Source organism: Peribacillus sp. FSL E2-0218, assembly GCF_037992945.1.
Classification (GTDB): domain Bacteria; phylum Bacillota; class Bacilli; order Bacillales; family DSM-1321; genus Peribacillus; species Peribacillus simplex_B.
The window spans coordinates 3,446,064-3,465,523 of sequence record NZ_CP150304.1 but is presented as its reverse complement, the minus strand read 5'-3'; the positions used below and the strand labels follow the sequence as shown (position 1 = coordinate 3,465,523).

General features: G+C 30.3%; 14 protein-coding genes and 1 pseudogene. All 15 read left to right on the top strand.

The window, feature by feature from the left end; all coding sequences use genetic code 11:
* The 15 genes and pseudogenes from MHI53_RS16680 (at window position 1) to MHI53_RS16610 (ending at window position 18,526) form a co-directional block, all read left to right on the top strand.
* On the top strand, window positions 1-678 hold the full coding sequence (locus MHI53_RS16680; protein ID WP_340371776.1) for a CpsD/CapB family tyrosine-protein kinase: 678 nt from the start codon (window positions 1-3) through the stop codon (window positions 676-678).
* Window positions 679-807: 129 nt separating this feature from the next.
* Window positions 808-1,578, top strand: a complete 771-nt coding sequence (locus MHI53_RS16675) for a CpsB/CapC family capsule biosynthesis tyrosine phosphatase (protein WP_340371775.1) — start codon at window positions 808-810, stop codon at window positions 1,576-1,578.
* Between the two features lie 107 nt (window positions 1,579-1,685).
* A pseudogene (locus MHI53_RS16670) lies at window positions 1,686-1,899 on the top strand (sugar phosphate nucleotidyltransferase); the annotation flags it as partial.
* A 123-nt stretch (window positions 1,900-2,022) separates the two neighbouring features.
* A complete protein-coding gene (locus MHI53_RS16665; RefSeq protein ID WP_340371774.1) occupies window positions 2,023-2,673 on the top strand; it encodes a sugar transferase in 651 nt (216 codons plus the stop codon).
* Window positions 2,674-2,817: 144 nt separating this feature from the next.
* On the top strand, window positions 2,818-3,759 hold the full coding sequence (locus tag MHI53_RS16660) for a glycosyltransferase family 2 protein (protein ID WP_340371773.1): 942 nt from the start codon (window positions 2,818-2,820) through the stop codon (window positions 3,757-3,759).
* A 55-nt stretch (window positions 3,760-3,814) separates the two neighbouring features.
* The gene (locus MHI53_RS16655) at window positions 3,815-5,020 is read left to right on the top strand and encodes a glycosyltransferase family 4 protein (RefSeq protein ID WP_340371772.1); all 1,206 of its coding nucleotides are present in this window, start codon (window positions 3,815-3,817) and stop codon (window positions 5,018-5,020) included.
* 54 nt (window positions 5,021-5,074) lie between these two features.
* A complete protein-coding gene (locus MHI53_RS16650; RefSeq protein ID WP_340371771.1) occupies window positions 5,075-6,181 on the top strand; it encodes a glycosyltransferase in 1,107 nt (368 codons plus the stop codon).
* A complete protein-coding gene (locus MHI53_RS16645) occupies window positions 6,174-7,115 on the top strand; it encodes a D-glucuronyl C5-epimerase family protein (protein WP_340371770.1) in 942 nt (313 codons plus the stop codon). Before MHI53_RS16650 ends, MHI53_RS16645 begins: the two co-directional genes overlap by 8 nt.
* A gap of 170 nt (window positions 7,116-7,285) precedes the next feature.
* Window positions 7,286-8,266: a glycosyltransferase family 2 protein gene (locus MHI53_RS16640; protein ID WP_340371769.1), complete on the top strand. Its 981-nt coding sequence runs from the start codon at window positions 7,286-7,288 to the stop codon at window positions 8,264-8,266.
* A 4-nt stretch (window positions 8,267-8,270) separates the two neighbouring features.
* On the top strand, window positions 8,271-9,392 hold the full coding sequence (locus MHI53_RS16635; RefSeq protein ID WP_340371768.1) for an EpsG family protein: 1,122 nt from the start codon (window positions 8,271-8,273) through the stop codon (window positions 9,390-9,392).
* A gap of 64 nt (window positions 9,393-9,456) precedes the next feature.
* Entirely contained in the window at window positions 9,457-10,590 is a 1,134-nt protein-coding gene (locus tag MHI53_RS16630) for a glycosyltransferase (RefSeq protein ID WP_340371767.1), read from the top strand.
* A gap of 18 nt (window positions 10,591-10,608) precedes the next feature.
* Window positions 10,609-12,042, top strand: coding sequence for a flippase (locus MHI53_RS16625; protein WP_340371766.1), 1,434 nt, complete (start codon window positions 10,609-10,611; stop codon window positions 12,040-12,042).
* 370 nt (window positions 12,043-12,412) lie between these two features.
* Window positions 12,413-13,735, top strand: coding sequence for a UDP-glucose/GDP-mannose dehydrogenase family protein (locus tag MHI53_RS16620; protein ID WP_340371765.1), 1,323 nt, complete (start codon window positions 12,413-12,415; stop codon window positions 13,733-13,735).
* A gap of 210 nt (window positions 13,736-13,945) precedes the next feature.
* The gene (locus tag MHI53_RS16615; protein WP_340371764.1) at window positions 13,946-15,580 is read left to right on the top strand and encodes a hypothetical protein; all 1,635 of its coding nucleotides are present in this window, start codon (window positions 13,946-13,948) and stop codon (window positions 15,578-15,580) included.
* A gap of 1,692 nt (window positions 15,581-17,272) precedes the next feature.
* Entirely contained in the window at window positions 17,273-18,526 is a 1,254-nt protein-coding gene (locus MHI53_RS16610) for a nucleotidyltransferase family protein (RefSeq protein WP_340371763.1), read from the top strand.
* Window positions 18,527-19,460 lie beyond the last annotated feature (934 nt).

Sequence of the window (19,460 nt, the reverse complement as noted above, 5' to 3'; positions counted from 1 at the left end):
TTGAGAAGTAAAGATAAAAAACAGGTGAACTTGATTGCACAAAATAATCCGAAATCACCGATCACTGAGCAATATCGATTAATTCGAACGAATATTCAATTTGCCTCCGTGGATGAAGACATCCAAACCATTGTGGTAACCTCAGCTGAGCCTAATGATGGGAAATCCACGACATCCGCGAACCTCGCGATTGTGCTTGCTCAAGAGGAGAAAAAAGTCCTGCTTGTGGATGCCGACTTAAGAAAACCGTCCGTCCATTATGCGTTCAGTCTTAGTAACATACAGGGACTTACAAGTGTATTAACGAAGAAAATGAGCATCGAAAAAGCGGTCATGAAGACGGATGTGCCTAATCTAGAAATATTGACAAGCGGACCCATTCCCCCAAACCCTTCGGAATTATTGAATTCCAGAGCGATAGAATCAACCATTCATGAACTGAAAGAAATGTATGATTATATCATTTTTGATACACCGCCGGTTCTGGTCGTACCTGATTCGCAAATTGTCGCCAATAAATGTGATGGCGTCATCATGGTCGTCTCAAGCGGGAAGACGAACAAACAAAGTGCCGTGAAGGCGAAGGAGCTTTTAACGAAAGCTAATACAACCGTGCTTGGTGTCGTCTTGAATGGCGTGGAAACAGATAACAGCAATTATTATTACTATCAATCTTGATTAATTAAGCCAAAATTCGACAAATTAACACCCTGTTTAATAGCCGGTATCTATGCTACTATTAATCAGGGTAATAATTACTATTTTCACAAACTAGGTATATAGACCTGTTCGTTATAAAGGAAGTGTTTGCAGTTGATTGATATACATTGTCACATTCTCCCAGGCGTTGATGATGGATCCACAGACGTGGAGGCAAGCATGAGCATGGCAAAGATAGCGGTGGAATCAGGAATCACCGATTTGTATGCCACACCGCACCATTTAAATGAGAAATATGTGAATGTGAAGAGTGCCATCATCGCTAGAGTCGTGAAATTAAATGAGAGTTTACAACAGGCTAATATTCCCCTTTCGATTCATCTCGGACAGGAAGTAAGAATACACCGAGATCTGTTCAATTCATTTGAAAAGGAAGAAATCCTGACACTGGACGACAAGGGAAGGCATATGCTGCTGGAGCTTCCGTCGGGACGTGTTCCTACATACACACAAGATGTGATTTATGAGCTGCTGCTGAAAGGGATAACCCCGATCATCGTACACCCGGAACGAAATAAGGAATTGATTGAAAATCCTAAATTATTATTTGAATTGGTTCAAGAGGGCGCCTTAACGCAAATCACCTCTGGAAGCATGATCGGGAACTTCGGGAAGAGCATTCAATCGTTTTCTAAGAAAATCATTGAACATAATCTGGCTCATTTTATCGCAACCGATGCCCATAATATAGGCTCAAGGGGCTTCACATTACAAGAGGCATACGAAACCATCTCAAAAATGCATGGAACCGAACGGACCTTTTATTTTAAAGAAAACGCTCAACTGCTCATGAAGGGACTAAGTCCAGCTGTTGAAAAACCACTGACTTTCAAAAAGAAAATTTTAGGTATTTTTTAGAATGATAGTTATTTAGGGAGCGCTTTCATTATTATATTATAATTTAATTTTTGTTTATGTAAAACTAACTAAATATATATTTTTTCTGAATAAAAGAGTAGAAAGAGTTGTAACCAGTAGCAGGGTTAGGAACCAAGTTCTTACCGGCTACTAAAGCCACGCCAAAAGAAACGCTTCCAATAGTCGACGATTCAATACATTATTGAAGAGGTTGTATCATCTGGAATCGAAGACATTAATATTGTTACAGGAAAAGGCAAGTGGACTATTGAGTATCATTTAAATTTGTCATCAGTGTACAGACAGTTCCTAAAGAAGAAACGCACCGTTACGGAATTGTCGATCCAAGTAATCAAAATGACCTAGGACTATCTATAAAATATCTGGTGGAAATAGTCAATATAACAAAAATAAGAAATACTTAGATAAAAGGAGTAGGTTTTTATGGAGGTAAAAGAAGAAAAACAGTATTATTCAGATGTTGTCATTAGGAGTGAATTTACCTCTTCAAAACGTCGTTTATATTTTACACTAAAAAAAATCATTGATTTTGTTTTAGCATTAATTGGTCTTTTAATTACTTTACCTATATTATTATTTTTTTGTCTAGCTATTATAATAGAATCCAAAGGATCTGCTTTCTTTTTCCAAGAACGCGTAGGCTTAAATGGGGAATTATTTTACATAATTAAACTTAGGTCAATGTATATAAATGCTGAAAAAAATGGAGCACAATGGGCATTGAAAGATGATCCTAGGGTTACGAAGGTAGGTTCATTCATTAGAAAGACTAGAATTGATGAATTACCACAGCTGATAAATGTATTAAAGGGAGAAATGAGCTTAATAGGTCCACGACCAGAAAGACCAGTGTTTACTCAACAATTTAATGAAGAAATTTCTGGATTTGAAAAACGCTTAATAGTTAAACCTGGGATTACTGGATGGGCACAAGTTAACGGAGGATATGACATTTCTCCTGAAGAGAAGTTGAGTTTGGATATATATTATATACGAAATTTAAGTATTTTAACAGATATAAAAATTATATTTAAAACCGTAAAAGTTGTAATTACAGGAGATGGAGCTAGATAATTTTTAGATTCATTATATTAATTAAAAAGGGATTTTTATAACCGTATTGAATCCGTTGGTATAAAATTTAACTTCTGAAAAAAAATTAATACTCTGAGACAGCTTCATAAAATCAAATTGAATAAAATAGGTGAGAAAATATTTATGGATAAAAAAGTGAGCGTAATAATACCAACGTTTAAAAGAAGTAACTTCCTCCCAAGAGCCATTGATTCTGTTTTAAAACAGACTTATCCCAATATAGAAATAATCGTTGTGGACGATAATGCTCCTGATTCTGTTTTTAGGTTAGAAACCCAGGAGAAAATGTATAAATATAAAAATAATAACAAAGTGTTATATATTAAAAATACTAAGAATCTGGGAGGAGCCCTTGCTAGAAATCAAGGTATAAAGAAAGCTACGGGTGAATATATAACTTTCCTTGATGATGACGATATATATCTTCCAGAAAAGATTAACACTCAAATTGAGTTTATGATAAATATTAAATTAGATATGTCCTTCACAAATGTACGTATTCACAATGCAGAAGATAAGCTTGTAGATTTCAGGGAACATAAATATGTAAAAAGTATTTTAAATGATGACCTACTAAAACAACATTTACTACATCATTTAACTCCTACTTCAACATATATGTATAAAAAAGAATCATTGTTAGATATCGGTGGTTTTGATGATGCGAAAATTGGACAGGAATTCATGTTAATGATTAAGTCAATTGAGAGTGGTATGAAAATTGGTTATACTCCACATGCCAATATAATTCAATATTTGCATGACGGTGAACGGATTTCTGTTGGCCACAATAAAATTGAAGGCGAGAAAGAACTATATACCTTTAAGAAAAGGTATTTTAATCTTCTTAGTCTGAGCCAAAGAAATTATGTTAGGTTTAGACATCATGCAGTAATGATGGTTGTAGGAAAAAGGAGTAAAAAATATTCTGTTTTGATAAAACATTTAATATTAGCATTGTTTGCATCACCAAAAGATTTTATACTAGAACCGATAAATCACATTTTTAAGTTAAAAAGGTTCAAAAAAAATAAACTTGAAAAGAAAACAAGCCTACAACAATAACAATAATAAATGGTAGAGGTAAGACTAAAATAGATTTTATTAAAGAAGGGTAAATATGAATAAAGAGCCATTAGTATACATTATAACCAATTCCTATCCCGAAAAAAAAGTTATGTTTAGTACATATGAGTTTGAATCCGTACTGGATAAATATAAAAATTTTAGAATCATAAGTTTTTCCGGATATAAAAATAAAAACGATAAAAATAATATTATTTATTTAGAGTTAAAAGAGGGGATTAAAGAGTTATTTTTCCCTACAAAAATCAAAAGTATTGCAGTCCATTTTAGACAATTTAAACATATTAAAAGTATAAGATTAATGGAATTCAGTAAGAATATATATTCATATTTAATGGCGCTCAGTATATTGAGGAAGGTAGATATAAAAACTGATGATCTATTGTTCAGTTATTGGTTAACAAGATCTTCTCTTATTGCTTTCTATTTGAATAAGTTAATAGAAAATGAATATATATGTCAAGGACATGGATCTGACATATATATTTATCCTCCAGGAAAAATAAAAGATATTTTAGATAGCTCAAAAAAAATTATTACAGTTGCTGATAATAATTGCAATTTCATATGTAATAAATACAGAATTTCTAAAGAAAAAGTAAAAGTTTTTAGATTAGGTGTAAGTCAAGAATTTTATAATGAAATATTAGAACATAAAAAGGTTCAAAAGGATAATAAAAAATTGAAGTTTTTAACAGTTGCCAGATATGAATCTGTAAAAGGAATTGATATCTTATTAGAAGCTATAAATCTTTTAGTTAAAACAAAAAAAATCAAATTTAATATAGAGTTTAATATATATGGAGATGGAAGCAAATATAATGATTATAAAGATTTTATCGAAAGAAATAATTTGGAAAAATATATAAATTTAAACAAATGGATAAATAGAAAGACACTAGCCCTAGAATTAAGTCAATCTAATTGTTATATACTTCCAAGTAGGAGTGAAGGTTTACCTGTAGCATTAATGGAAGCTTGTGCAGCATCAATGCCAATAATAGCAACAAATGTAGGGAGTGTAAGAGAGATTGCAATAAATAACTATAATGCCATAATATGTGATGATGTTAATGCAGTTTCGATATGTGAAAGTATAAACAAATTTTTAAATTTTGATAGGAAAAAGGTCGAAAATTTATCAATCAGTTCCTCAAAAGTTTTTCAAAAGAACTATATTTTAGAAAAAAACTTAAAAGAAAAATATGAATATATACAAAAGGTTGTTAATGGAAATTAATATTATTAACAACATTTTTTGAAAAGCTGAAAACGATAGTAGAAGGTGTAAATAATGAAAAAAATTAAAATTCTACACATAATTCCGGATTTTGGAACTGGTGGAGCTGAAAAATTAGTACTAGATTTATTATCAAACTATGATAAAAGTAAATTCACAATGGCAGTTTTAAGTTTATATAATAAGTCGGATACAATTTATGAAAAACAATTAGAAAAAATTGGAGTGGAGGTATTCTATTTAGGGAAAAAACCTGGAGTTGATATTTCCATGATTTATAAGATTTTTAAATTATTTAAAAAATACAAGCCGAATGTTATACATACACATAGGTACGTGGTCAGATACACCCTTATTCCTAGTGTCTTACAGTGTGTACCCATCAGAATTCATACTGTTCACAATGTTGCCGAAAAAGAGTTAGATCAAATAGGAATAAAAATCCAGAATATAGCTTACAGATTTTTTAGTTATATTCCTGTTGCTATTTCAAAATCTGTAAGGAAATCAATTACCGAACTATATAAGATAAACAGTGACATTCCTTTAATCAATAACGGAATTGATATTCAAAAATATAGCTTTAAAGGTATAAAGAAAGATAGGGATAGTATCAATTTAATACATATTGGCAGGTTTTCTCCTCAAAAGAATCACGACTTTTTAATTAATGTATTCAGTCGTGTAGCTACAGAAAAATCTAATGTGAGACTGAGACTAGTCGGGGATGGAGAATTAAGAAAACAAATTGAAGATAAAGTAATACTTATGGGTATAGTTGACCGAGTAGAGTTTTTAGGGATAAGAGAGGACATACCCAATCTATTAGCGGAAAGTGATATCTTCTTAATGTCATCGAATTGGGAAGGATTACCTTTAACCATTTTAGAAGCAATGGCTTCAGGTTTACCAATTATTGCTACAGAAGTTGGTGGGATTCCTGATGTCGCTAAGCATAATTCGAATGCTATTTTAGTTCCAAGGGAAAATAAAGATTTATTTTATAAAGCTGTTGTCAGCCTTATTGATGATATTAATTTAAGAAATTCTATGAGCGAAAAGAGTTTTCTCTTATCTAGAGAATTCGATATTAGGGTTGCAGAAAAACAATATGAAGAACTTTATGTAAAAAAATGCGAGGAGATGAATCTAATTGAATAAAAGGATTCAAATGTTTAAAAAATGGTTAAGTATGTTACTAGGGAAAAATGTATTAGCTGTTCAACAGGGGATAGGAAAAAAATATTCTAAAACAAATATTAATGGATATTATAATGATTTGACCAATAAAGTTCTTTTTACCACTAACTTAGATGAAAATGGAATCCCAGTCAATTTAAGTTACAACGGAAAAAAGGTCTATTTTCCTACAGCGATTGTTCAATATGGACTAGGTGCTTATGATTTATATTTGTTAACAAGCGATAAATCATATTATGACAAATTTATTAATATCACTAATTGGCTATTAAATGATCAAGAAAGAAATGGTGGGTGGGATGCTTTTGAACGAATAGGGCAAACAGATTGTAATAAGTATAGTGCTATGACACAAGGGGAATGTGCATCTATTCTGATTAGAGCTTATCTTCATACTAATGATTCTAGATATCATGATGCAGCTATAAAAGCAATTGATTTTATGCTAAAGCCCGTTCATGAAGGAGGGACAACAAGGTATATAAAAGAAAAGATATATTTTGAGGAATATGTTAAAAGTAGACCGGATTTAGTTTTAAATGGATGGATATTTGCAATTTTTGGTTTATTAGATGTTTGTAAATTAACTAATGAAGTTAAGTATAAAAAAGCTTTACAAAGTAGCATTTATTCTTTGAAAACAGAACTTTCCAAGTATGATACAGGATATTGGTCTTTTTACGATCAAGGTGGAAAAATAGGGAGTCCATTTTATCATGATTTACATATTGCTCAGTTAAAAGTATTGTATGACTTGTTTGAAATAGATGAATTTAACTACTATGCAATAAAATGGTCAAAATATCAAAAAAATATATTCAAAAAATCTTTTGCTATATCTAAAAAGGCTTTCCAGAAAATAATTACGCCAGGTCAAACTATTATAATTAAATAAAAGATTTTATAAATGCTAAGAAGTCGTAGGGTAAACTTGTTGCTATAACAGATTTCTTTTGATTTGAACTGATATTATTTAAATTCATGATTATAGAAATACTAAAGTTCTTTTTTATTATTCTTTCGCTAATTCATGAATCTTAATTTAAGGAGAAAAAAATGTGCTATTTGAGTATTATTGTTCCAGTTTATAATGTGGAAAAGTATATAGATAAATGCTTATATAGTCTGGCAAATCAAACTCTTGATAATATTGAAATTATTATTGTAAATGATGGTTCCACTGATAACTCTCAGAATGTAATAGATAAATATGTGAGTGAAAATGGAGATAAAATGATAAGTTTCAAAAAAGAGAATGGTGGTTTATCTGATGCTAGAAACTTCGGTTTAAAATATGCGAAGGGGGAGTACATTGGATTTGTAGACCCGGATGATTGGGTAGATCATGAAATGTATGAAAAACTATATGATTATGCTAAGGAAAGAAATGCAGATATTGTAATATCCGATTTTATTTATGAACCAGAAAGTTATATAACTAAATCAGCTTTGATCAATAATATAGACTTAAGCCTAAAGAATAATCCAGAAATGTTACTAATAGAACCGAGTGTTTGTAATAAATTATTTAAAAAAAGTCTTTTTGAAGTCCATGCCATTGATTTTCCTAAAGGGTTATTACATGAAGATAGAGTAACTATAGCTAAACTTTTTTATTATAGTGAAAAGACAGTTTATATAGGAGAGGCCTTCTATCACTATTTGAAACAGAGAGAAGAATCTATTACAACATCGCGAAATATAAAAAAATTCTCAGATATTATAATAGTTTTAAATAAGATGGAACAATTCTTTATTCAAAAAAACTTTATTACTTTCGTACAGCAATCACTGGAGACGTTAATAATTAATTCATATTTTTCTTTTTGTGTACGAGCTGTAAATGAACTTAATAACGAGTCAATGAGATATGCTTTTATGGATGAGTTTAGAGATTTTATTTTGGAAAGATATAACAAATTGTTCAATAGTGAAAGTTTTAAAAATAGTAATTTAAATAAAAAAATTGTACTATATCTCCTTATAAAAAGAAGGTATACATTAATTAAATTGTTAGTTCAAATAAAAAATAAAGTAAGAGGGTAGAATAATGATATATGTTTTTGCCTTATTAATAAGCATTTATTTTGCCTTGGTTACAACTTATACAATCGATAGAAAAAAAGTATTTAATAAAATATCGAAATCGTTTTTTGTCTATTTATCCTTGGCTCCATTATTTATATTATATGCATTTCGTGCCGACGTTGGTATAGATCACTATTCTTATTTGGAAATATTTAATAGAGTAAAATATTCTGAGTTATGGGAGTTGCCTAATCTATCCCAAGAAATTGAAAAAGAAAACTTTTTTTTATTTATTAATCTTATTGGAAATAAGCTTGGATTGGGCCTGAATTTTGTTTATTTTTTTTGTTCAGTTATTACATTTCACTTTTTTTATAGAGCATTAACGTATTATGATATAAACAGAAATTACCTTATTATTTCTATTATTATTTTTTATTCGCAAGTGTTTTTTTCCGGACTTGATGCTGTAAGACAAATTGTTGCGGTTTCAATATACTTCTATTCTACAAAATTTATTTATGAACGGAAACTTTTTAAATTTATAATTTGGTTGTTTGTGGGTTCTGCATTCCATACCTCTGCTCTATTGTTAATTCCCACGTATTTCATTTTAAATAAGAGAATAAAACCCTTGTTATATACTTTACTCTGTTTACTTTTTTTGTTGCTAAGTACGATATTTTCTCCTATTGTTCTTTTTGACTTAATAGAACGTTTATTTCCAGAGTGGAAGTACTTAAGAGATTTATCACATGATGTTACTTATGGAGGAACGGTTGGTTTTGTTTATTTTATACATCTAATAACATGTATAGCTATAACGTTTTTTCAAAAGGAGAAGTATAACGATGGAAAAAAGATAATTCCAATTCAGATGTACTTATTATTTACCATGTTATTTCCGATAGCGAGTCCTTACCTTTCTACCAAAAGATTACTTTCTTATTTATGCATTGGAATGACTTTGGGAATCCCATTTGGGCTAGAAAGAATAATGAAATATAATTTAGAAAAATATAAATTACCGTTATTAGTTATTTATAGCCTGTTTTTTATATTATTGTTTTTATCCTCTGTAAGATCAGGATACTTAAATCCTCATTGGTTGCATGAACCATATAAATTCATTTTTTTAGAATGAAGGTGAAATTAAAGGGGGTTAAATTTTGTACTAAAAGTAAACTAGCTTAAAGGGGATAGAAAGAATGACTAAAAAAGTGTTGTTTTGCATTGATTCTCTTAATGGAGGAGGAGCAGAAAAAGTATTAATAGACATCTTAAATAAAATAAACAATAAATATGATATCACCTTGTTTTTAATATATAATAATGGGGTTTATTTAGATAATTTGCCCAAAAACGTGAGGGTAAGTTATATGGTTAACACTAAAAATCTTTTTTTATTAAAAAATAAATTCTTAATAAAATTCCTTGAAAAAATGATTGATATTTTCTTTCGAAAAATACCTTCTAAGCTATTATATAAATTACTTATCAGAAATAAGTTTGAAGTTGAGATAGCTTTCTTGGAAGGAAAGTCAACGAAGTTGATATCCGGGTCTAAGCAAACTTCAAAAAAAATTGCTTGGGTTCATACGAATCTTAAAAGCCACCATTGGACTAAATCTTTATATAAAAGTATAAATGATGAAAAAATGCATTATAATTACTTTAATGATGTTATTTTTGTAAGTAAGGATTCTATGGAAGGGTACTTAGATATTTTTAATATGGAGAAAAATAATAAATTAAAAGTTATTTATAATCCAATAGATGATAAAAATATTAAAGATAAGGCAATAAAAGGTGAAAAAAAGTATAAAAATTTTACAATTTGTTCTGTTGGAAGATTAGGTCATGAAAAAGGTTTTGATCGTCTGATAAAAGCACATGCTAGACTTATCTCTGATGGTATATTTCATAATCTTATAATTATTGGGGATGGTGTAGAAAAAAATAGCTTAATTAAACTATGCCAGGAATTGGGAGTTAGGAAAACAGTTCAATTATTGGGTTTTAAAAAGAATCCATATAAATATACAAAAAATGCAAATTTATTTGTTTGTAGCTCCCGGGCAGAAGGATATTCATTAGCTTTAGCTGAAGCAATGATATTAGGATTACCTGTATTAAGTACTTCTTGTGGTGGAACTAAAGAAATTTTAGCTGCGGGGAAATATGGTTTCTTAGTAGGTAATTCAGAAGATGACATATACAATGGGATCAAAACTTTACTTCTTAATGGACAAAAGTTGGAGTACTTAAAAAAAATGTCGGTTTTAAGGAGTCAGGATTTTAAAATAGAAAGTGCTTTAGGTCAAATTGAAAAGTTAATATAAACAATGATGGAGTGAAAAATGAATAGTTTTTCCAGAAATACTATGTACAGTCTTTTAAATCAATTTATTACTGTTTCAATTCCTTTGATTACTTTTCCATATATTTCACGAGTTTTGGGACCCGAAAATTATGGAGCTGTAAATTTCGCTATAAGCATAGTTACTTTGTTTGCAATTTTTGGAGGAATTGGATTAGTTGGCTATGCTACTAGAGAAATAGCAAAATATAGAGATAATATTGAAAAGTTAAGTAAGACCTTTTTGGAATTATTTCTAATTCAACTATTACTTACTATATGTGTTTTTGTAATTTATTTGTTCTTTATTTTCTTTAGTAAAGAGGTAAATACCAATTTAAATCTTTTCTTAATTGTGGGTTTTACCTTATTTACAAATTTATTTACCTTTCATTGGTTTTTTATGGGGATAGAAGATTTTAAATATATAACTACACGAGATGCATTTGTTAAGGTTTTTTTCGTTATTTTAATATTTTCTTTTATTAACGATAAAAATGACAATGTGTTATATGTTTTTTTGAATTTAACAAGCTTAATATTATCAGCACTATTAAATTGTGGGTTTTTAATTAAAAAAATTAAAATAAAACCATATAATTTAGTTTTTAGACATCACTTAAAACCAGTAACGCTTGCTTTAATAATGTCTTTTATAAGTACCCTCACTATTCAATTAAATTCAGTACTATTGGGAAGTATTGCTGCGAAGGAAAACTTAGGTTATTATAACGTAGGGCTAAAGTTGGCAACAATGATAGTAAATATTATATCAAGTGGTTTACTGGTAATGCTACCACGTCTCAGTTATTTGAATAGTATAGATGATACAAACGGTCAGGTTAATATAATGAAAAAGACAAGTAGTGTTTTAATGTTTTTTTCTATACCTGCTTCCATTGGGCTGTTTTTATATTCAAAACAAATAATATTATTACTATTCGGTGAAAATTATATAAGCGCTATTATTGTTTCTCAAATTACAGCTATTTGTTTAATTATTATGCCACTGACAGGAATTCTTTATAATTATATTTATTCTAATAATAAAGAACATCTTGCTATAATTACTATGATTATCTCTCTAATAGTTAGTATTTTAATTAATTTCTTATTAGTACCTCAATTTTTGTTTATAGGTGCTGCTATATCCTTTGTAGTAGTAGAATTAGTAAAACTAATAATATATATTTTTTTCATTAAAAGGTTAAAGAAAGAAATGTCAATATATTCACATAGGTATATAAAATATATAGTAATATCTACATTTACTTTAGTTGTTCCATATTTAGTTATTAATCCTTCCAATGTTCTGATGACAACTATTTCCATGGCTCTGAGTGTTTGTTCCTACTGTTTATTATTTCTTATTTTGAGAGACCCATTGTGCCTAGCTTTATTTAATGGTTTAAAGACAAAACTAAGTAAGGGATGAACAATAAAGTATTATTTAAAGTATAGTGACCCAGAATCCTTTAAGAAAACTTTACAATTGATGGGAAAATTATGAAAGAAATTTACTGATAATCCATATTCAATCTAGTGTTTGGTATGAAGATGATTCTAAAGAGAATTTATTAGATTTATTGATGTTATAATTTGTGATTTAATGTTGTTAATAAGTACAGAAAACAGTTTCTTAATCGATTATTAACTCAAATTAAATGTATTGGTTATTATTGGTAATTATTATTTGGTAATCTATCTACAAGCTCTTATTATATGATGAAATATACCTATTAATTTATTATTAGAAGTTTCTTTAGGAATTGGTGTTAAAGTAAACAACGAAAGAGGAAATCAAAGTGAAAATTGCTGTAGCGGGAACTGGATATGTGGGTTTAGTAACTGGTGTTTGTCTTGCGGAAAATGGATATAATGTATCTTGTGTTGACATAGATAACGAAAAAGTAGAATTAATGAACTCAGGAATATCTCCAATTTATGAACCTGGACTTGAAGAGTTGATGGTAAGGAATTTGGAGAAATTGTTCTTTACTACAAATTATTACGATGCGTATAGAGACGCTGATGTCATCTTTATTGGTGTTGGTACCCCTGAAAAATTAGATGGTTCAGCAGACTTAAATTATGTATATTCCGTTGCCTTGCAAATTGCTGAAAGCATTGAAAAAGATTGTGTAGTGGTTATTAAGTCAACAGTTCCAATTGGAACAAATGAGAAAGTAGAAAGAATAATAAGAAATAATCTTAAGAAAAATGTTAGTTTAAGTGTTGCTTCAAATCCTGAGTTTTTAGCACAGGGAACTGCAGTTCATGATACATTGTACCCATCTAGGATAGTAATCGGTGTTGAAGAGGAAACTACAGGGCTGATTTTAAAAGAAGTCTATCAAAATTTTGAAGCTCCTATTTTGATAACAAATCGTCGCAGTGCTGAAATGATAAAGTATGCTTCAAATGATTTTCTTGCGCTCAAGATATCGTTTATTAATGAGATTGCCAACCTATGTGAGATTATTGGAGCTGATATAGAGGATGTTGCCTTGGGGATGGGCTATGATAGCAGAATAGGAAGTAAATTTCTGAATTCAGGAATAGGCTACGGTGGATCTTGTTTTCCAAAAGATACAAAAGCCCTACACTGGTTAGCAAATTTTCATGATTATGAGTTGAAAACTATCAAGGCTACTATTGATGTTAATGAAAATCAAAAATTAAAATTGATGAAGAAATCTCGAAAATATTTCGGTAGTTTAAATGGTTTAACTGTAGCTATTTTGGGTTTAACCTTTAAACCGGGAACAGATGATTTAAGAGAAGCACCTTCTTTGGTTAATATTCCAATTATGTTGGAAGACGGAGCTAAAATTAAAGCATGGGATTCAGCAGGTGTAAATAACTTTAAGAAATTCTTTCCAAACGAAATTACTTATTGTAATACCATTGAGGACACATTAACTGATGCGGATATATGTTTTATCTTTACTGAATGGGAAGAGGTAAGAAACTTTAACGTTTCAAACTTTAGTAAGTTAATGAAAACCCCAATAGTTCTTGATGGAAGAAACTGTTATAAACTCATGAGTGTTCAAAAGTCAACTATTTTATATGATTCTATAGGAAGAGAAACGATAAATAATTTGGAGTTTTCTATTATTCGATAAAACGGTATTCTCTTTGTTTTATTTGCGTTCTATTAATTTTAATTAAGTGAGTACTTCTCGGTACTCACTTTTCTAATGAATTGACTATGCTTAAGGAATCTATTACTTTATCGTTAAAACCAATGGCTTTCTAAATGACTGTTAAAAATTCCTGGTTTTTATCACCATTATTAGGAAGTATAGTTTAGTTAGAAATGGGAGGAATGATTAATGAGACGAAGAAACTTCTTAAGGGATATTTTTCTTTTTATTTTTGCGCTCATTTTTGGCTATATAGTAAAAAAAGATGCTGGAAATATAATCTTGAAACAAGTCAATTCAACTATGGGAAACGGTAGGGAGGGAATGCCGCTTGCTGATGAAATTAATGCTCTAAAGGAACAATTGGCAGAGAAAGTTAATAAATCTGAAATTGAAGACAAATTAACAAAAATAACACCTTTTCGATTTGGTGTGGTGGGAAATGCAAATTATTTTAATAAATCAGATAAGAAGTGGTATACAGACACAACGTGTATTAAACTAGCAAATGATGACACAGGAGGTATTAAGGAATTTTTAAACTATCTTAAAATAAATGCACCGTATGATCAAGTGATTTTCCCTAGGAAAAATTACTTGATAACAAGTTCAATTATTATACCTCAAGAGTGCAGAAATATTGATTTCCAATATTCAACTTTTCAATTTATAGGTGCTAATGATACATATTGTGTTACAAGTGGAGCTATAACGGGAAATACAGAAGAGGAAGGGGTCTCTGGTGGATACATTTATGCGGATTGGAAAAACTTATTTATACAGTGCGATCCATTAGGGGGTAGTAAGTGTAATGGTGTCGATTTCACGAGATTAAGGAATAGTAGTATAACAAATTTTACTGTAAATGATGCTAATATTGCAATGAAAATGAATGAAACATGGGCATCTTCATTAAATAATTGCAAGGCATTTTATTGTAATATCGGGATTTCCACAGGGCGTTCATGTAATGGAACTAATATATCTAAAGCAAATATAGAGGCCTGTAAAATAGGAATACAAATCGGAAATCCTGGTAAAATTGGCGATACATGGGGAACAAATGGTTTGACGATAGACAATGCAACATTGATACAATCATGTGATACTGCTATTGAACTCCACTATATAAAGCAAGCTTCGGTAGTAAATAGTTACTTTGAAGCTAATAACCGTGTGATTGATATACCATTAATGACGTCTAATGATACTGTACACAACTTCATTTTCGATAGCAATATGATTGACACAGCAGCTAAGAAGGAATGTTTTTTAAGGCTAAGGGATAACTCCAGAAAAGTTTCAATGAGTATCACGAGAAACACTTTTACGGGGATTAAACCAATTAACACCTTTTTTTATAGGGATAAAGGTGTTCTGGGGGTAATTGGGAAAATGGAGGTTAGTGGGAATTGGTTTAGTGATAAAGTAGATTTTGTTGATATTTTTCCTTCTACATGGAAGATGGATGCGGTAAAAACAGATATACTATACACTCCTAAGATCAATACGAATGATTGGGGTATCAATCAAAGTGTACAAATTACCTGTTTGGGGAATTCCACGTTTGAATTAACGGGGGTTATTAAAAGAAAATCAGGGTCGAGCACAGACCTTTTAATAAAAAGTATGCCTTATTACTTTACCTCCGAAACATTAAGTTATAATTATTTAATTTCTCAAACTGATGAAGGAGCGAGCGGAACTAAAAAAGCATCTCGTTTGGAAGTGCAAAATTTACAGAATATAAGGATCTATACGGATGATATTACAGATTTAAATCCTATCAATTTAAATGGAGTTAGATGGTGTACCAGAGTATAGGGGGATCATTGCTACACGATGAATGAGAAAAATTTAATATGACATAATCGATAGTAAAGCAAAGTATTAGCATAAGGTTAAGCAAGGGTTTGAGTCAATATTTTGGACACAAAAAAGTTAAATCTTAAGCTGTTTTATAATTCGTTCTTCAACGGCATGTGTGGTTTGATAACCCCAGCTAATGTGAATTCTTTTTTTGTAATACCATCCTCTAATAAATTAAAAAATTATGCGCTTGATTCAATACAGGCATTATCGTATGGGCAACCATTCTGACTAAAGGATTGATTAATATGATGGTTTTGAATATTGTAGGGAAAACGGATTACTTGTATATTGTTAGCCAAAATCCGTATGGAGAAATAAGCTCTACGAGGACTTTTGTGAAAAGTGAGCGTTATTGAAGGTTGTATAACCAGTTTTGTTGTCATTGAACAGAAAATGAATGCTCTACTATTTTCTTAGATCCAATACCGTTGTACCGATGCTAACTAACACCCTCCGTCTTATAACGTGTGGATATACGTAATATCTATAACCCATTTCTTATTAATAGTCTGAGTAGTGAAATCTCGTTTTAGCAAATTATCAAATTGAATCACCTTTTCATTAGATGGATAAGTACGGTATTTTTTCTTCGTAATAGAACGAATTCTCGCCTTGTTTAGACTGAGGGGAAACCCTTTGGTTAATAAGCTTTCATGAATCTTTGGAGGCCGTTTTCGTTTCTTGCTTTCCAGGTATTTGAGATGAATTTCTTTTGTGAGTTCTTGGTTTTCCTGTTTGCGATTGGAAACGACTTTTTCAGGGGATTGATAATTACTGCTTCTTGGGGTTGCTTGTATATCAGACATCTCTTTACAGGATATAGTTTCTTGTGTTCCTTAATAAATTCGGAAATCTCTTTTTCGGTTACTTTTTCGCGAATATGGTAATAGCCTTTTTTAAGATTTCAACTTCTTGCTGTAACCGGAGGTTTTCCTTCTGATTAGCGGCTATTACCTTTGGAGTCACGGACTCTTCTCCTAAACCGATTGGTGTAAATTCTTTAACCAATTATAAATGGTCACTTCTGAAACGTCATATTCACCGCTTAATTCTTTGCCCCAATTACCCGTATAATGAAGATTACAATCGTCTTCTTGAATTCATTGTTATATTTTTTACCTGTATTCTTGCGTTCCAAGACGGACACATCCTCTCCAAAATTAATGTGAGGAATTAACTAAAATGTGTCATAAAACTATACTAACCACAAAATGAAGTTATTTTGGGGAACAAGTTATGTTTAGTTAAAGGCGATGAAGGGTAAAAACAAGGTTGCGTCAAACCGTGATTGTATTTTTAAATAAACCCCTTATGGTAAAGTCAGGTAGATTTGAGTGAAGATATTAATAAATGCTTCTTATGGATTTTGTAGGGTATGAAGTCGAGGATCATTTTTTGACCGAATTCGATTGGGAAATATATATTTAAACCTCTAATGAGCTATCACATTAAGAAAAAATGAATAAATACCTTCTTCATAAAAAGTAAATATAATTTTTGCTCTCAAGATGACGAATTATCTGTCTATAGAATGCCGTTTCTTTATAAATTACTAAAAATTAAATATAGAAATAATTCTATATTTTAGATAGGTCTTATCTTTTGATAAGATTAATCCCAATAAAAATAATGAAGGTGAAAAATATGGAGAATAATAACTTCCTTGATTTGTCTCTCGTTCCAAAAGAATTAAAATTAATTCTTTTAATTATAAACACAGAAAATAATGAAAATTTAAGATTAAACAAAAATAATATATTTAAAGATATCGATTGGGATTATTTCCTTCACTTAGTTATTCATCATCGTGTTTTTCCAATAATTTATACAAAGTTAAAAACTATTCAAGGAAAAGTAATACCACCTTATGTTATGAAAACCCTATCCTATGAATATAAAAGCAATACAATTAAAATGCTTCAATTTAGCGGTGAGATGGTACAAATTAGTGAATTATTTACTAAAAACAAGATTCGACTGCTATTTTTAAAAGGTCCGGTAATAGCCGCGGATATTTACGGTGATATTTCCCTCAGGACTTCAAAGGATCTAGATATTCTAATTCCAAGCACTGATATTCAAAAAGCAGAAGAAATACTTTATATTTCAGGCTATGTTAGAGAAGAGGAACCTGATTATAATGATTGGAAATGGAGGAATCACCATGTAACATTTAATCATCCTCAAAAGAATATCCAAATTGAAATTCATTGGAGATTGCATCCACGTCCTAAGAAAGTGCCAAGTTTTAATGAATTATGGGAACGAAAAAGAGAAAGTAACCTCACGAGGCATCCAGTCTTTTTTTTGGGAAAAGAGGATTTGTTTTTATATCTTATTGCTCATGGTTCCAAGCATGGGTGGTTCCGTCTTAGGTGGTTAGTAGATATTGATTTATTAGTGAAAAAATTTTTCAGTCTAGAGAAAAGTAATATACAAATAAAAAAATATCAACAGCAACATTTAGGTGGACAAGCAAATCTCTTTATAGGACAATCACTTATTCTAGCTTCCCAGCTATTAAATACACCTATTAATAAAGAGATGCAGGCTTATACAGAAAAAAAACATTCTAAAAGAGTTGCGAAAATGTCTGTTTATTACATAAAGGAAATGGCACATAACAATATTCCCATAACAAAGGAAAAATTAGCTAAAAAACATATGGATTTTTTCCTTACTATAAAATCAAATTTGAGTAAGTCTTACTCGATTAATAGTTATCGATTTGCTTCAAAATCAAACTTGGAGAAGTTATTATTTATAATAAGATTATTTTATCCCAGAAAGGCAGATAAAATGGCTCTGAATTTGCCAAGACCTTTTCACTTTTTATACTTTCCATTACGTCCTTTTTTCTGGGTGTGGAGAAAAACGAGGAAATCTAATAAAGAGTAAAATTTTCAGCTGAAATAACTCTGATGTTTCATGCAACTTTAGTGTATGTTTCTCAAGTTGAAGGATTAAATCATCTGATGAACAGAGGGGGAATTATAATGATTTTTACCTTAGAAATTTCTTTATTGTATAGTACTGGTTAATAACGAGGGAGAAAAAATCAAAATTTACTCAACCAATAAGGTTATAACGTTCTACCTATAAAAAAAGTTTTGCAAATGTTTTGATTATCAACACTAAATCAAATAACTTTTTTATATTCTAGAGGAGTTAAGTAGCCAAGAGTTCCATGAATTCTTAGCTTATTAAACTCACGTAGTTTCCAAATTCGAGAGTAAGCTGGATAAGCTCGGAAATGTTTTTTAATGAACTCAGTCTTAATTAATCATTTTAAAAGTCGCTTCCGTGATAGCATATATCATAGGAACAATTTTTCATTTTAAGTGAACGACCAATTTTAAAACAACATTAATGTTTCATCAATTAGCTTGTTTTTAGATTAATCCCCCCAAACTGTATGGAAGTGCTGAATATCATGAAGGTTTCCTTTGATGGATGAAAAGGTGCGTGCCAAAAGTTGGTACTCCTTATTGGTCCCGTACTTAAGCCAATAATTTCACGAATAAAGAGATTGCCAAAGACACATATGTAATACCATTTTTTTGTCGCTGACGATTACTTTCTTCTCATCTTCTTGAAGTTCCCGATTTGATTAGTTAGCCAGAACTGATTCGTTACATGAGGATTGCTGCGGTTTGTATGTATAGGATACAAGCCCTTGTTCTTTCATAATCCGGCCAATCTGGCGTCTGGAGACCATTGGGTCGAGCTTCTTTACTCTACTTTATTCTTACGTGTTCCATATACCTTAATGTTCATTTCAAATATTTCTAAAATAGCGTTTGTGACATAATCTTCTGAGTTTCGTTCTTTT